General features: G+C 55.7%; 14 protein-coding genes. 5 read left to right on the forward strand and 9 right to left on the reverse strand.

Translation table 11 applies throughout. The annotated features are described in order from the left end of the window. Positions 1–4 precede the first annotated feature (4 nt). A complete protein-coding gene (locus E3E51_RS03750; protein ID WP_167911804.1) occupies positions 5–1324 on the reverse strand; it encodes a cation:proton antiporter in 1320 nt (439 codons plus the stop codon). Further along, on the reverse strand, positions 1312–1806 hold the full coding sequence (locus E3E51_RS03755) for a CBS domain-containing protein (RefSeq protein ID WP_167912112.1): 495 nt from the start codon (positions 1804–1806) through the stop codon (positions 1312–1314). The genes E3E51_RS03750 and E3E51_RS03755 overlap by 13 nt, the downstream gene beginning before the upstream one ends. Positions 1807–1968: 162 nt before the next feature. Between E3E51_RS03755 and E3E51_RS03760 the strand changes: the two genes are divergently transcribed. Next, positions 1969–3315, forward strand: a complete 1347-nt coding sequence (locus tag E3E51_RS03760) for a sodium:proton antiporter (RefSeq protein WP_167911805.1) — start codon at positions 1969–1971, stop codon at positions 3313–3315. Positions 3316–3494: 179 nt separating this feature from the next. After that, a complete protein-coding gene (locus tag E3E51_RS03765) occupies positions 3495–4184 on the forward strand; it encodes a hypothetical protein (RefSeq protein WP_167911806.1) in 690 nt (229 codons plus the stop codon). A 5-nt stretch (positions 4185–4189) separates the two neighbouring features. On the opposite strand, the gene speB is transcribed toward E3E51_RS03765, so the two are convergent. The 5 genes from speB to E3E51_RS03790 form a co-directional block, all read right to left on the reverse strand. Next, entirely contained in the window at positions 4190–5053 is an 864-nt protein-coding gene (speB, locus tag E3E51_RS03770; protein WP_167911807.1) for an agmatinase, read from the reverse strand. A 70-nt stretch (positions 5054–5123) separates the two neighbouring features. After that, positions 5124–5534 carry a translation initiation factor IF-5A gene (locus E3E51_RS03775; protein ID WP_088866454.1) on the reverse strand — a complete coding sequence of 137 codons (411 nt, stop codon included), beginning with the start codon at positions 5532–5534 and terminating at the stop codon, positions 5124–5126. Positions 5535–5607: 73 nt separating this feature from the next. Continuing rightward, positions 5608–6987, reverse strand: coding sequence for a sodium-dependent transporter (locus E3E51_RS03780; protein WP_167911808.1), 1380 nt, complete (start codon positions 6985–6987; stop codon positions 5608–5610). Positions 6988–7091: 104 nt separating this feature from the next. Continuing rightward, positions 7092–7751, reverse strand: coding sequence for a 16S rRNA methyltransferase (locus E3E51_RS03785; RefSeq protein ID WP_167911809.1), 660 nt, complete (start codon positions 7749–7751; stop codon positions 7092–7094). Next, positions 7729–8817, reverse strand: a complete 1089-nt coding sequence (locus E3E51_RS03790; protein WP_167911810.1) for a saccharopine dehydrogenase family protein — start codon at positions 8815–8817, stop codon at positions 7729–7731. Before E3E51_RS03790 ends, E3E51_RS03785 begins: the two co-directional genes overlap by 23 nt. Before the next feature lie 59 nt (positions 8818–8876). On the opposite strand from E3E51_RS03790, the gene E3E51_RS03795 reads away from it, so the two are divergent. Both E3E51_RS03795 and E3E51_RS03800 read left to right on the forward strand, forming a co-directional pair. Further along, the gene (locus E3E51_RS03795) at positions 8877–9455 is read left to right on the forward strand and encodes a metallophosphoesterase (RefSeq protein ID WP_167911811.1); all 579 of its coding nucleotides are present in this window, start codon (positions 8877–8879) and stop codon (positions 9453–9455) included. Then, the gene (locus E3E51_RS03800; RefSeq protein WP_167911812.1) at positions 9455–10429 is read left to right on the forward strand and encodes a hypothetical protein; all 975 of its coding nucleotides are present in this window, start codon (positions 9455–9457) and stop codon (positions 10427–10429) included. Before E3E51_RS03795 ends, E3E51_RS03800 begins: the two co-directional genes overlap by 1 nt. Here the strand turns inward: E3E51_RS03800 and E3E51_RS03805 are convergent. Together E3E51_RS03805 and argF are read right to left on the reverse strand one after the other, a co-directional pair. After that, on the reverse strand, positions 10426–11355 hold the full coding sequence (locus tag E3E51_RS03805; protein WP_167911813.1) for an RsmB/NOP family class I SAM-dependent RNA methyltransferase: 930 nt from the start codon (positions 11353–11355) through the stop codon (positions 10426–10428). The two genes, E3E51_RS03800 and E3E51_RS03805, sit on opposite strands and share 4 nt — an antisense overlap. A gap of 180 nt (positions 11356–11535) precedes the next feature. Continuing rightward, complete coding sequence (gene argF / locus E3E51_RS03810; RefSeq protein WP_167912113.1) at positions 11536–12483, reverse strand: ornithine carbamoyltransferase; 948 nt, start codon at positions 12481–12483, stop codon at positions 11536–11538. Between the two features lie 233 nt (positions 12484–12716). Between argF and E3E51_RS03815 the strand changes: the two genes are divergently transcribed. Then, on the forward strand, positions 12717–13238 hold the full coding sequence (locus tag E3E51_RS03815) for a DUF996 domain-containing protein (protein ID WP_167911814.1): 522 nt from the start codon (positions 12717–12719) through the stop codon (positions 13236–13238). The last annotated feature ends 218 nt before the right edge of the window (positions 13239–13456 follow it).

Consider the following 13456-nt stretch of genomic DNA (forward strand, 5'->3'; position numbering starts at 1 on the left):
AGGCTCACCCGGAGCCCTTCAGTTCTTTTATTCTCTTCTTCGTGCTTTCTATCCTCTCGACCTTTGCACTGGCCTTCTGTGCCCTCGTTGCTTCTATCTCCTCCCTGAAAGCCCACTTGAGGAGCGGCGGGGTTATCAGCACGGAGACCGTTATGAATATCAGCGTTGCCGCTATGAACTCAGGGGCATGCTCCTGGCTTATCGCGCCACCGTGGATTGCCACCATCAGGTCAACGAGCGCAACTTCAGTCCTGGGAACCGAACCGATGCCCATCTGGAGCGACATCCAGAGGTTCTTCTTTGTGAAGAGGAAAGCCCTTCCACGTCCCCAGGCGGTTATCCACGCTCCGATTCCCCTTCCGATGACCTTTCCGAAGACTGCCACGGCGGTGAGAACCGCGGCCAGAATCAGGGCGTTGGCGTTCTCGAAAACGGTGAGGTTGAGCATCGCCCCCGTGTGGACGAAGAAGAACGGTATCAGCAGGCCGTAGCCGATGGCCTTCACGTCCTCCATGAGGCGCTTTCCTTCGGGGAGCTTCGAGAGGACGAGGCCCATCATGAACGCACCCTCAATGGCCGCGGCGAACCAGCCTTCCGCCAGGGCCGCGAAGAGGAACATCATTCCGAGAACCACTCCGAGGATTCCCTTCTCAACGTGAAGCCTCTCGGCGAATTTTATGTAATAATCAACGAGGAACCACCAGATGACGCCGGTCAGGATAAAGAACGCCACGATTTTAACAGAGAGCTCAAGAAGGCCGCCGCTGCCGACGGCGAAGATGACGAGGGCTATACCCAGAAAGTCGTCCATAACGCTCGCGCTCAGGGAAGCCGCCCCAACCTCACTCTTGAGAACTCCCAAATCCATCATCACCCTGACGGTCAGGCCGATGCTGGTTGCGGTGAGGAGAACGCCGCCCGCAAAGGCCTCCCTGCTCGGGTAGCCCATCTCCATGAGGGCGAACCAGCCGACCACGAGGGGGACGAAGACACCGAGAACCGTCGAGACGGTGGCCGTGAGGCCCGTCTTCTTGAGCTGTTCAAGGTCTGCATCGAGGGCACCGAGAAACAGGAGGAATATTATACCCAGCTTGGCGAGGAAGTTGGCCACCACCGTCATGTCCGTGGTGAATGCCTCCCCGCTGACTATCGGGAGGTACTGGGGCGCGACTATGCCGAAGTAGACCAGGTTTCCGAGTATCATTCCCATCAGCAGCTCTCCCAGGACTCCTGGAAGTTCGTAGCGCTCGATGATGCTGTCCCCTATCTTTGCGAGTATAAGCGAGAGTCCGAGGGCGAACAGCAGCCACGTCACGGTTTCCATTGAGCACCACCTACCCTCAGCAGTCTCAGCAGCTCGTCTATCAGTATGCGCAGGCTCACCTCGCCCACCAGCTTGCCGTCCTTTACGACCGCCAGCACCTGAATCCTGTACTTGCGCATCTTCATCAGTGCGTCGAGAACCGTCGCGTCCTCGTTTATGGTGAGCACGTGCCTCTCGGCCACGTCCTCGGCCTTGGTGGCACCCCCAAGCATCGAGCGCAGGGTCTTGCTCGTCATCCCAAGTTTGAACTTGTGGGCCTCCGGCGGCAGGAGGACGTCTATGACATCTATGTAGCGGATAACTCCCACGAGCTTCATGTTCTCCCTGCTGTCGACCACCCATACGTGATGTCTGCTCCTGAGTATTTTAAGGACGCTGAGAAGGTCGGAATCGGCCGTTACTACCGGCATCGTTTCGAATCGGGGCATTATATCGGTCAGCCTGAGCGAGTGAAAGCTTTCGAGAGCGGACTCGACTTCCATGACCATCACCAATTCGGATGGATGAAAAAAGTTCTATTTAAGGCTTTGTGGGTTGAAGGCGACACCAGCGAAATGTTTAGAACATTGTACCAATAAGAATAACAAAAGAAGTCCTCGGCATGCTTATTAACCTTGAAGGCAAAATTGATTGGAGGAATAGTGATGTCTGTGACTGGTGCATCAAACGTCCTTATCCCGAGCGTTGACCTGATGGTCTACGTGTTCTTCGTCGTCCTGGCCGTGGGACTGGTTTCCCTTCTAGTGAGCAAGAAGTTTAACGTGTCATACATTCCCCTCTTCATGTTCCTCGGCATACTGGTCGGCCCAGTCCTGGGCCTCCTGAACAGGGGACTCGCCAACGAGCTGTTCAACTACGTCCGTGTCTTCGGCCTTGTGATGATACTCTTCACCGAGGGTCACACCCTGAGCTGGAAGATGCTGAAAAGAAACTCCAAGACGATACTGACCCTTGACACCCTGGGACTCCTTCTCACCGCGTTCATCATCGGGGGAATCTTCTCGCTGCTCTTCCACGTGCCCTTCATCGTCGGGTTCCTCTTTGGGGCCATCATAGGCGCCACGGATCCGGCAACCCTCATCCCGCTGTTCAGGCAGTACCGTGTTCGCGAGGACATCGAAACGGTCATCGTCACCGAGTCGATATTCAACGACCCGATGGGTATAGTACTCACCTCGGTGGCCGTTGCAATGCTGGTTCCTGAGGCGTCCAGCGCAAAGTTCCTGGAGAGCATAGCCCACCACATCGGCCTGTACCCCGCGGCCGTTGTGTTCTTCGTGTACCAGATGGGAGCATCGATACTGATAGGGATAGCGCTCGGCGTGGTTGGCTACAACATCTTAAAGAAGACCGAGGTGCGGGACTTCCCCGAGATAGTTATATTCGCCCTGGTGATAGCGTTTGGCGGCTTCCTTCTCGGGGAGCTGGTCCAGGCCTCGGGCTACCTTGTGGTCACAGTCACTGGCATCGTTCTCGGCAATCACAAGGTCTTCTTCCGGGACGACATCTCCGTGGTCAAGAAGGTCATGCGGGCCGTCGAGAGGGAGGTGCACTTCAACGAGAGCCTTGCAACAATATCCACGATATTCATCTTCACCCTCCTGGGCGCCAGCCTGAACCCGGAGATAATAAGGGGTCACATCGTTCAGGGTGTAATCATAGCGTTCGTTCTGATGCTGGTCGCCAGGCCGGTGGCTTCACTCCCCATACTGAGGTGGCGCTCCTTTAAGGAGTACCTTTTCATATCGCTTGAGGGTCCGAGGGGAGTGGTTCCGGCAGCCCTCGCCAGCCTTCCGCTGACCCTTGGAATCACCTACAACAACCCGGACCTGGTGCAGTGGGGAGAGATAATTCTCAGCGTTACCATAATCACCGTTCTCGTCACGGTTCTCGTTGAAACTCTGTGGGTTCCGATTCTCAGGAGGGAACTGCTTGAGGTTAGGAGCATCGAGAAGGAGATGAAGAAGGCCGGCTACAAGCCCAACCCCTAGTACATTTTAACACCTCGGGCGGGAAGTCCCTTTCCAAAAGGGCGGGTAGTTCGCCGCTTCCCGAAGGGATTAGGTTTTGTTCCGGTTTGTTTTAGTTCGGATACTACCTGTTTCTGGCCGACAAGTATATAAAGCTCGGTGGATTATGGAATCACGTGGAGGGAGTTTAGGTGAGCTGAATGAGAACGTGGGAAAAGGGAATAATCCTGATCGCCAGGGCCATCGTTTTCTTTGGTCTCATCAGCACCCTGATGTACGGAAAGTTTGATCAAATTCTCAGCGCTTCTGCTGGCTTCTTCTCCCTCTTCGTCCCAAGTATCGTTCGGAGGATATACCCGCATCCCAGCAGAAGGATATGGCCGTGGGTCAGCCCGTTCTACAACGACAGCGTCTACGCCCTCTTCGCGATATTCATGGCCGCCCATATAACGTTTCTCAACGTTCCTTTCCTGCACCTCGACCTGTACAACCAGGTCTGGAAGGGGGCGGACATACCGAGCCACTACCTGGGCGGCCTCGTGACGTGGGCCATATTCAACGAAGTCGTCCTGGAATCGTCGAGAACCTACCACCTTCACTGGAGTTCCCTGAAGATATTTTCCATCAGTCTCTTCGCACTCTTCCTGGCCGGGGTGGGATGGGAGTTCTTTGAGGTGGCACTTCAGCCCAGCATGCCCTGGCTCTACGAGAGCATGAGAAACAAAGTTCAGGACGTCGTTATGGAGCTGTTCGGTTTTGGAACCGGGGTTTTCATGGTTATCAAGTGGGAGTATCCATACTCCATGAGGAAGCCCCTCGAAAACGCCCCAGTGAGTGTGGAAACAGCTACTGTTGACCTGCTCCCGCAACCTGATCACGTGAAAGAATGAAATTTTTAAGCCCCTTTTCCCATCGCTCCCATGAAGTGGAACAGCAGCTTTGCCGCGGTCAGGGCGGTAACGTCGCCGAGTCCGCTCCCCGCGACCTCCATTATGTCAAAGCCCGCTATTCTCTTGTTCTCCAGGAGCCACTCCATCGCCTCAACCACTTCCCAGAACCCCAGACCTCCCGCCTCCGGGGTGCCCGTCGATGGAACCAGCGGGGGGTCGAACACGTCTATGTCAACCGAGAGGTAGACAGGCTCGGGGAGGGGCTTCACAAGCTCGACGAAGGCATCGAAGTCGTAGTCCCTCGCGTGAACCCAGGGGATTCCGTTCTCCTCCGCGTAGAGAACCTCCTCCCTCGTGCCGCTCCTTATCCCGAACATCGCCTCCCTGACTCCCAGCTCGCCTATCCTCCTCGCAACGCAGGCGTGGTTGTATGGGTTGTCCTCGTAGCTCTCGCGCAGGTCGAGATGGGCATCGAAGACGACGTAGCTGGCCGGCTTAAGCGCCTCAACGGCTCCAAGGGTCTGGGAGTGCTCGCCGCCCAGGAGTATCGGCACTGCTTTCGGATTGACGCGCTTGAGCTCCTCGACCGTTTCCCTAACCCTGTCCGCGGTCTTGCGGGGATCGCCGGCGACAACGGCGACGTCTCCGATGTCCGCTATGGGGAGTTCCGCTATGTCAATCCCGTAGTCGAGGATGTAGCTTTCGAGGTTGAGCGTTGCGTGCCTGATGAGCGTTGGGCCGAACCTCGCGCCGGGCTTGAAGCTGGTCGTTCCGTCGAAGGGTACGCCCAGGATAACGAATCTGGCCTCTCCTGGCTCGGCAAGTGGGAATTCAAGCTTAAGCGTTTCATAGGTGTAAAGGAAGTCCACAGTCTCACCTCCAGTGAGAATTGGTCGGAGTGCTTCTTAAAAGGTTGCGGAAATAGAAGAGCGGAAGGGCTCACTCGCCCTTGAGCTTCATTATCTTTATCCTACCAAGGGTCTCCCAGTACTCGACGTTGATGCCCTCCTTGAGCTGGTCCTTGATGTCGTCGGCGACGCCGCCCTCGATCGGGACGTCGTAGAGCTCGTAGGTCTCCATGTCCATAATCTGGACGGTGTCAGGGGTCATGGCGATGATCTGGGCGGTTCTTTTGTCTATGATTGGAACGTCAACCTCGGCGCTGGTGGGCTTGACGATGCTCCTGACCTTGCCGTCGAAGATTCCAACGGCCTCGATCCTGGCCTTGGCGGAGCCGTGCTTTCCTGGTGAGGAAACGGTTATGTTGCCAATCCTGCAGGGCTCGCCGTCGATGAGGATGTACCTTCCGGGCTTGAGCTTGCTAACCTGAACCTTGGTCTTGTCTCCCATTTTTCAGACCTCCCATAAGCGTTCTAAAACCGATTGGGAAGGGTCTTTAAAAAATTTTTGAAAATGGAAAAGCTCAGCGGCGGGTCTTCATCAGCATGCTGTTCATGAGCACCGGCACGAAGAGAACCAGACCGAGCAGTGCCCCAATTTTGACCGGTGTTTGCGGAGCCTTGAAGGTGAAGTACAGGCTTACAAGGCCGGTTAGGAGCAGCAGTGCAATTATGCCGCCGATGACCCCTTTGTTGTGTGCAAGCTCGCCTGAGAGGAGTGGGTAGGCTTCCACCGCCGCTATGAGGGCACCGACGCTGAATGGCACGACGACGAACATGGTTCTGATGTCGCCTACGACCATCGTTGCCGAGAGCACGAGGCCGAGGAAGGCCACCAGCATCAGGCTCTTGCTCCTTCCAAGCTGCATGACCTCGGAGAGTATCTGGCTGCCCATCTCAATGAGGATTATGATGGTGGTCAGTCCAGCGAAATAGAGCGAGAGCATTAGCAGGTATATCAGCCTGTCGGCGCTGGCGATGTTATCCTTGAGCACGTGGGGAATCGAGTAGAACACTTCGATTGAGTCCATCGGACTCTTCTCACTGTTGGTGGCGTAGTCCTTAAGGTTCTGGAAGCCGAGGTAGAGCTTCATGGACTCCTCTGCGGGAATGTTGGGGCTGTGGAATGCCTTTCCAAAGCCCTGGTAGGCGGCGCCGAGGGAGTATGCGACGGTGAAAGCTGCCGCGAAGCTGAGGATTATCTGAAGGACGAAAACCGCCGCGAGGACTTTCCTGAGGTCAAGCTCCTCCGGGGTAAAGCTTCCGACCACGTAGTAAACGCCCGCACCGAGTCCAAAGGAAACGAGGACCGATATGAGCATGTAGAGGATTCCCTTGAGGGAGAGCGGCTGGTCGAAGGACGTTATCGCTGAGACCGCGTTGTTCATGTATTGGACAGCCCGCGGCGCGGTGACCGCACTGAGGGCCTGGTTCCTGATGAGGATGGCCGAAACTATCGCGAAGATTACGAAGAGCACGGAGAGTACCGAGATGACTTCGAGGGTTCTGCCCTTGGCCAGCAGGAGAAGTATCACGGAGAGGAGTATCGTTCCGAGGGCGATCGCCGGGACGTACTTGGACCCTATGCCCAGAATGTATATGATGCTGTACGAGGAGTAGTAGGTTGTGATTCCGAGCATCACGAGCAGGAACATTATGAGCACGAATATCAGCGCCGGAGTGCGCGATATCTTGAAGAACAGCTCGTATATCAGGTATCTGGTGCGTTTGGTGCTCTCCGCCTCACTGTATATCAGGAACAGCGCCACGAGCATCGGTATCAGCGATATCAGGAATCCCTTCAGCCCAAAGTTTATGTAGTACTTGGGCAGAACCAGAAAGTTCCAGATTCCAAGGATGTACCCGGTTATCAAAAACGCCATCAGGAAGCTTATTTTTCTCATAGATTCACACCCCCATCGTAATGTTTCTGGCCCGTTATCCCGGGAAAGCTTACGGGGAATTAAACGGGAGGTAATATAAAAACGTTATGTCCCCGCGGGCGTTTTCAGAGAATCCAGTGCTCAAAGCCGACGAGCACCTCGTTCACAACTGTCCATGCCATCAGCGGAGCTTTGTAGAGACTTATTTTCTTCCCGGGCGGTTGTTTCATGAAATCCCCGTGCGGGAACCCGCCGACGATTACCATTGGAGTGCGGAGCTTCGAAAGGATCTTTCCGAACTCCAACGGTTTTGCTGTATCTCCCTGTTCATGCATCACGAAGACTCCATCGGGATTTAACTCCTTCACGAGCTCCCCAAGGGACTTTTTCTCAATGTGGAGCAGTTCTAGGTCCTTTGGAACCGCACGGTTCTTAAAGAGGCTCTCCATCAGCCCAACGAAGCGGTTGTAGTTCCGCGGAATCCTCGTCTCCGGTTTGATGTAAATCACTTCGTCGTTCCTGGTGTGGATGTAGACCCTCAGCAGACCTTCCTTGCTGGCGATGCTCTCAAGGGCGTTGAGGAGGCAGATGTGGACTATGTCCGGCCTCCCGCGCCTCTCGCCATCCGGGAGCTTTTTGATGGCCGCGTGGTGGTATGTGCTGTCCAGCAGTATCTCGTCAGGCCTCTTTCCCCTCCTCCGGGCGTGGTTCACAACGGCAGGATGGTCAAGTATCGCCTTCGGGACGAGCTCAAGCTCCGCCTCAGCTATCACCAGGTGGAGCATTCTCCCACCTCTCTAACCTTATGCCCCTGTCCGCAATCTCACCCGCGATTCTCTCAAAGGTGTCTATGCGCATTCCGAGTATCTCCGGCGGAATAACTCCGAAGATGCAGCCCTTCTCGGCCACGAGCCTCGCTATTATGGCCGCGGTGAATCCCGTGACGCGGGCCATCGAGGTGAAGCCCTCTTTTTCCTCGTCGTACAGAAGGTAGCCTATCTCCTTTTCCTCTCCGTCCAGCGTTCCCCTTCCGACCACCTGCATTATCGAGAAGTCCGGGCTCTCGTAGGTCATGAGCGGGGCTATGACCTCAAGCGTCTTATCAACGTGCTCCGGCCTGAAGAAGCCGAGCTCCCTCAAAACCCTCATCCTCTCTAGGTGTCCCGGCCAGCGGAGCGTCCACTCCTCAAGCCTCTCCGCCCTAACGCTCTCCAGGAGGCTCCTCAGACCATCGCTCACGAAGGCCTCGAACTCGAAGTCCCCCACGGTTACCCTCTCAATCCTCTCGAAGGGGTCGACGGCTTTAACCCCTCCGCCCCTTATCACGCGCGCCGGCCTCGTGTACTCCTCAATTAAATCCTTCGGTGACCATGTAATTCTGTAATAAAGTGGCGGCCTGGGCTCCTTCGGGAGGCCGCCGACGTGGATGTAGCCCTCCCTCAGCTCGTCCATCTCTTGCCATATCCTGCCCATCAGGATGTGGCTCAGCCCGGGGGCAAAGCCGGCGTCGAATATAACCGTCACCTGCGCCTTCTCCGCTTCATCGCGAAGCTCCAGCGGGTTCTCCGGCATGAACGAGACGTCGACCATGTCGACGCCCGCTTTTATCGCCGCTTTCACCGACTGGTATCCGAATCCCCCCGGAAGTGCTCCCACAACAAGCTCAAAGCCTTTCATTACCTCAACGAGGGAATCGAAGCTGGACGCATCAACTTTCAGGGGCGTGGCGAATTCGGAGACGGCTTTCAGTCTCTCATCGCTGACGTCCCCAACATGAACATCAAACTCATCCCTCAAATCCCAGGCTACAGCCCTGCCGACGTTTCCGGCACCAAGAACGAGAACCTTCATGTCAACACCCCATGGGAGTTGTGGCAAGGTATATATAAGCCCTGCTCCTAGTTTCTCCAATGCCGTTCAAGCTTCCCATCTTCCGGAAAAAGGTCCTCGAAGTGCTCGCCTCCTCCGATGAGACGAAGGTCATGCACGTAAGCGATACTCCCGAGAGCGTCTACCGCTTCATCGGTGAGCTCATAGAAAAAACCGCTCCGGATTACGTCATCCACACCGGCGACCTCGCCGACAACGTGAAGCTGGAGAGACGGCCAGAGCTCAGGCCCCGCTACCAGGGAGCAATAAGGAAGCTCGCCCACGTTCTCAAGGGCTATGGGGTGAAACTCTACGTCGTTCCGGGAAACGAGGACGACCCGGAGCTGGTCAGGGAGTTCTTTGGTGACGCCGTCGTTGAGCCCGGGACCGTCATCGAGATAGAGAGTGCGAGGTTTGCCCTGGGCCATACGTGGAGGGACGTGGCGAACCTGGACGCAGATTTCAGACTGTACGGCCACAACTTTAAGCTGGTCGAGAGGGGTCTAAATGGCGTTCTCGGCGTCAACTTCGTTCTTCTGCCGAGCAGGCAGACCTACCGCGTTAAGTACCCCGGCGGAACGGATTTTGATAGGGGCTACAAGATGTGGAGGGGAATATGATGAAGGTCATTAGATTCGGCCCGTCCATACTCTTTCTTAGAACCAGGGACTCTGAGTTGGTAAAAAGGGCCGTTTCTGAGGCATTTGGTGTCGATGAACTGCCAACGGATGAGGCGATAAAACTCAGCAACGAGTTTGAAACTGTCGTTTTCGTAACTGAGGAATGGAAGAAGGAGACCATCCCGCCGGAGACGGCTTTCCTGATAGGGGCCCACGCCCCGGTCGTCCTCAGCGAGATCGTCAACCGAAACCTCCCCGTGGAGAAGGTGCACGTTGAGAGCACCCTAATCCTCCTGCGGATACCCACCAACGTTGAGGACGGGCTCAGGCTGCTGGCCGAGAAGTACGGCGGCGAAATCATGGACATTCGAACCGCCTTCGACGAGGGCGAAGCCGGGGACACGATAATCGGCGTAACGACGAAGAAGCTCAGCGCTCCCATTGGACCGGATGAAATCGCGGGGGCGGTTCTGATACGCAGGGACTTCCTGAGCGTCTATCATGAGTTAACGATTGACGTTCCGGTTCTCCTCCTCCGGCTGATGCCCGAATGGAAGGAGCTTACCATCAAAGTCTACGACACCGACAAGCGCTACGATGAGAACATAGAGCGGCTGATGATGGTCATAGAGAACCTCGACCTCGGCTTCGTCGTCGGCGAGGGCTGGGACTGGGACTATCCGAGGCCCTTCATGCGCGTTCCAGTGTACAAGCTCAAGCTGCTGACGTGGGAGGACCCGGTGCGCGTTAAGTTCCTGCTGAAGGGCATCGAATACGTTGGATACAAGCGTCTCTGCGACATAGACGTTTTCCTGGAGGGCAAGAAGATTCACTGGACGTCCCTCGGGAAGTACGACTCGAAGTTCGAGCTTGCCAAGGCCGCCCGTGAGGAGCTGGAGAGGAACCTCAGCGAGGACGTCCTGGAGAGGCTTAGAAAAATAGATGAGGTTCTAGTTTCAGAATCCAAAGATTAGAGCTTTTTAACCTTCGCAACGAAGAAGCCGCTCGTTCCGTGCCTGTCTGGATAAAAGCGCCTCGCTTTTCTTATCTCTTCACTCAGCTCGATTCCGAAGGGGCTCGTTAAAGCCGGCTCGCCGTGGCGGAGCGGGAGCAGTTCAACGTCAAAGTTATCAAGAACCCACTGAAGGACGAACTCGTTCTCCTCCGGTTCGAGGGAGCAGGTCGAGTAAACCAGAACTCCTCCGGGCTTCAGAACCCCCAGGGCTTTTTCGATGAGCTTCATCTGCAGTCCCTGGCAGAACTTCACGTCCTCCATCGTCCTGTTGGCCTTACGCTCCGGGTTCTTGTGTATCGTTCCCGAACCGGTGCAGGGGGCATCCAGGAGGATTCTATCGAACTCGATGCCCAGCTCGGCTATGTGGAGTGAGGATTTGTGGATGAGCACGGTGTTGGTTACCCCTAGGCGAGAAAGGTTGAGCCGAGTTTCCTTTAAGCGTTCCTCCCCGACGTCGAAGGCGTAGATTATCCCCTCGTTCTCCATCAGCTGGGCAATGTAGGAAGTTTTACCCCCAGGTGCCGCCGCCATGTCGGCAACGGTTTCACCGGGCTTCGGTTCGAGCGCCACCGGCGGATACATAGAGCTTGCTTCCTGAATGTAAAGCAGGCCGCTCAGGTACTCGGGTGTGGATGTTACCGAAAAGGGCTCGCGTGTTAGGCAGAACCCCTCCCTCGCCCAGGGGACGCGTTTGAACTGAAAGCCCTTCTTGTTGAGGAGCTTGGTGAGCTTCGGCACTTCGATGCGGAGGGTGTTTACGCGGAAGCACCTCGACAGGGGCTTTTCCATGGCCTCGGCTATAGCTAATGCCCTCTCACCCCAGAGGGTATAATATCTCTCCGCGAAGGTCTTGGAGTATCCGAGGCTGAATAGCTTTTCGAGCATGGTAGGAAATACGAAGGGGGGTTTAAAAGGTTCTTCGTTTGTGAAAGCCAACTTTCATAACTGCGATGATTTATGAAAGTGCACTTTCATAGAAGGGCAGTTTTGTGAAAGTCCGCTTTCACAGCGGAAGGCATCCCAGAAGGCCAAGCAGTGTGGGAGAACAAAAGGGAAGAAAAGGCCTCAGACCTTAATCCCGCCCATGACAAGGGCCATAACGGCTTTCTGGGCGTGGAGCCTGTTCTCGGCCTCGTCGAAGACGACGCTGTTCGGGGAGTCGACGACGTCGTCGGTGACCTCCTCGCCGCGGTGGGCCGGGAGGCAGTGCATGAAGATATAGTCCGGCTTGGCGTGCTTGACGAGGTCCTTGTTCACCTGGAAGGGCATGAAAATCTTTCTCCTCTCCTCGGCCTCGGCCTCCTGACCCATGCTGGCCCAGACGTCGGTGTAGATGACGTCCGCATCCTTAACTGCCTGAACCGGGTCGTGGAGGAGCTCGAAGCTGCCGCCGCTCTCGGCCGCGTTCTGCTCGGCCCACTTGATGACCCTCTCGTCCGGCTCGAAGCCCTCCGGGGTTGCAACGACGACGTGGGCACCGAGCTTGGTTCCGGCTATCATGAGCGAGTGGGCGACGTTGTTTCCGTCACCGACGTAGACTATCTTGAGGCCGGCTATGCGGCCCTTCTTCTCAAGTATGGTCTGGTAGTCGGCAAGGGCCTGGCACGGGTGGCTGAAGTCGCTCAGACCGTTGATGACCGGGACGCTGGCGTACTTGGCGAGGTCAACGACGTCCTGGTGGTCGAAAACCCTCGCCATTATTCCGTCGACGTACCTGCTGAGAACGCGGGCGGTGTCGGCTATGGTCTCGCCCCTCCTCAGCTGGAGGTCGTTGGCGTTGAGGTAGAGGCCGTAGCCGCCGAGCTGGTAGATTCCAACCTCGAAGGAGATCCTCGTTCTGGTCGAGGGCTTCTGGAAGATCATGGCCAGGGTCTTGCCCTCAAGAACGCGGTGCGGCTTTCCTATCTTGTTCCAAATCTTCATCATCTCAGCGGTCTTGAGAATAGTCTCAATCTCCTCCCTTGTGAAGTCCTGAAGGCAGAGAACATCCCTTCCTGCAAGGCTAACCACCATGTGCATCACCGATTAATGCTGGCGCTCCCTTTTAATAACCCTTTCGTCGGATAAACCTGCTCCCGGCTGAAATCTTTTGAGCATTAGCGTCCTTGAACTTTCCAAACGTAATGGGCATTAGTGCATCTGTTGCTCCATTGGGGCAATTCCGACTGAACTGTGTCCTAAATTTTATGGCCTGGCGTAGAAACATTTTTATAAGGCTAGTCCCTATCTGGGATGAGGTGACCAATATGGCAGAGCTTAAGAATGCAAAACTGATGGGAGGTATAGGCGCCCTGCTGACCTTCCTGGGGCTGGGCTTCATAGGCTTCGTTCTGAAGCTCTTTGCAGTTAAGAACATAGCCGAGGCCACAGGAAGGGAGGAGATATTCAGCAAGTACCTCTGGGCGGCAATACTTAACATAGTGGCCAGTTTAATACTCGTGGGGACTATGTGGGGTTCCATGCTGAAAATGGGGATGAGCGAGTCCCCGGAGATGGGCCTTGGGATGCTTGGGATTGGTGGACTCGTGGCAGTGGTGTTGATGATTGTTGGGGTCTGGTTTATGAAGCAGAGCTACGACATGATATCCCAGGAGACCGGGGTTGGTATGTTCCACACGGTCGCTCTGCTGTACATCATCGGCGCAATCCTGATGATAGTCCTCATCGGTGGCCTGCTTATTGTCATAGCGGCAATCCTGGAGATAGTCGCGTTCTTCTCACTTCCCGACGAGATATCCAAGCCCGTTGAAGAGCCAGTGCCTGTTTAGTTTCCTGTTTGGTTTTTTGTTTTCGGCTTCCTTTTTTCGATTTTTGCCCTGTGGACATATGGCGTTCTCGCCCTTTTCGGGCCCCCGGGACTTCCGCGGGAAACCTGTTGGACACTCCCCGAGCTGACCTCCTCCCAGCCAAGGCGAGGGTTCCAATGGGTTAACCCCCTCGCCATTAACGGGTGGTTGGTTCGCGGGCCCATTACTTACTCCCGTCG

Source organism: Thermococcus sp. 21S7 (assembly GCF_012027615.1).
Classification (GTDB): domain Archaea; phylum Methanobacteriota_B; class Thermococci; order Thermococcales; family Thermococcaceae; genus Thermococcus.

Bases quoted from the DNA above. Each gene is read 5' to 3' on its own strand.
- E3E51_RS03750 (WP_167911804.1), bottom strand. From the start codon at position 1,324: ATGGAAACCGTGACGTGGCTGCTGTTCGCCCTCGGACTCTCGCTTATA.
- E3E51_RS03755 (WP_167912112.1), bottom strand. From the start codon at position 1,806: ATGGAAGTCGAGTCCGCTCTCGAAAGCTTTCACTCGCTCAGGCTGACC.
- E3E51_RS03760 (WP_167911805.1), top strand. From the start codon at position 1,969: ATGTCTGTGACTGGTGCATCAAACGTCCTTATCCCGAGCGTTGACCTG.
- E3E51_RS03765 (WP_167911806.1), top strand. From the start codon at position 3,495: ATGAGAACGTGGGAAAAGGGAATAATCCTGATCGCCAGGGCCATCGTT.
- E3E51_RS03775 (WP_088866454.1), bottom strand. From the start codon at position 5,534: ATGGGAGACAAGACCAAGGTTCAGGTTAGCAAGCTCAAGCCCGGAAGG.
- E3E51_RS03780 (WP_167911808.1), bottom strand. From the start codon at position 6,987: ATGAGAAAAATAAGCTTCCTGATGGCGTTTTTGATAACCGGGTACATC.
- E3E51_RS03785 (WP_167911809.1), bottom strand. From the start codon at position 7,751: ATGCTCCACCTGGTGATAGCTGAGGCGGAGCTTGAGCTCGTCCCGAAG.
- E3E51_RS03790 (WP_167911810.1), bottom strand. From the start codon at position 8,817: ATGAAGGTTCTCGTTCTTGGTGCCGGAAACGTCGGCAGGGCTGTAGCC.
- E3E51_RS03795 (WP_167911811.1), top strand. From the start codon at position 8,877: ATGCCGTTCAAGCTTCCCATCTTCCGGAAAAAGGTCCTCGAAGTGCTC.
- E3E51_RS03800 (WP_167911812.1), top strand. From the start codon at position 9,455: ATGAAGGTCATTAGATTCGGCCCGTCCATACTCTTTCTTAGAACCAGG.
- E3E51_RS03805 (WP_167911813.1), bottom strand. From the start codon at position 11,355: ATGCTCGAAAAGCTATTCAGCCTCGGATACTCCAAGACCTTCGCGGAG.
- argF (WP_167912113.1), bottom strand. From the start codon at position 12,483: ATGGTGGTTAGCCTTGCAGGAAGGGATGTTCTCTGCCTTCAGGACTTC.
- E3E51_RS03815 (WP_167911814.1), top strand. From the start codon at position 12,717: ATGGCAGAGCTTAAGAATGCAAAACTGATGGGAGGTATAGGCGCCCTG.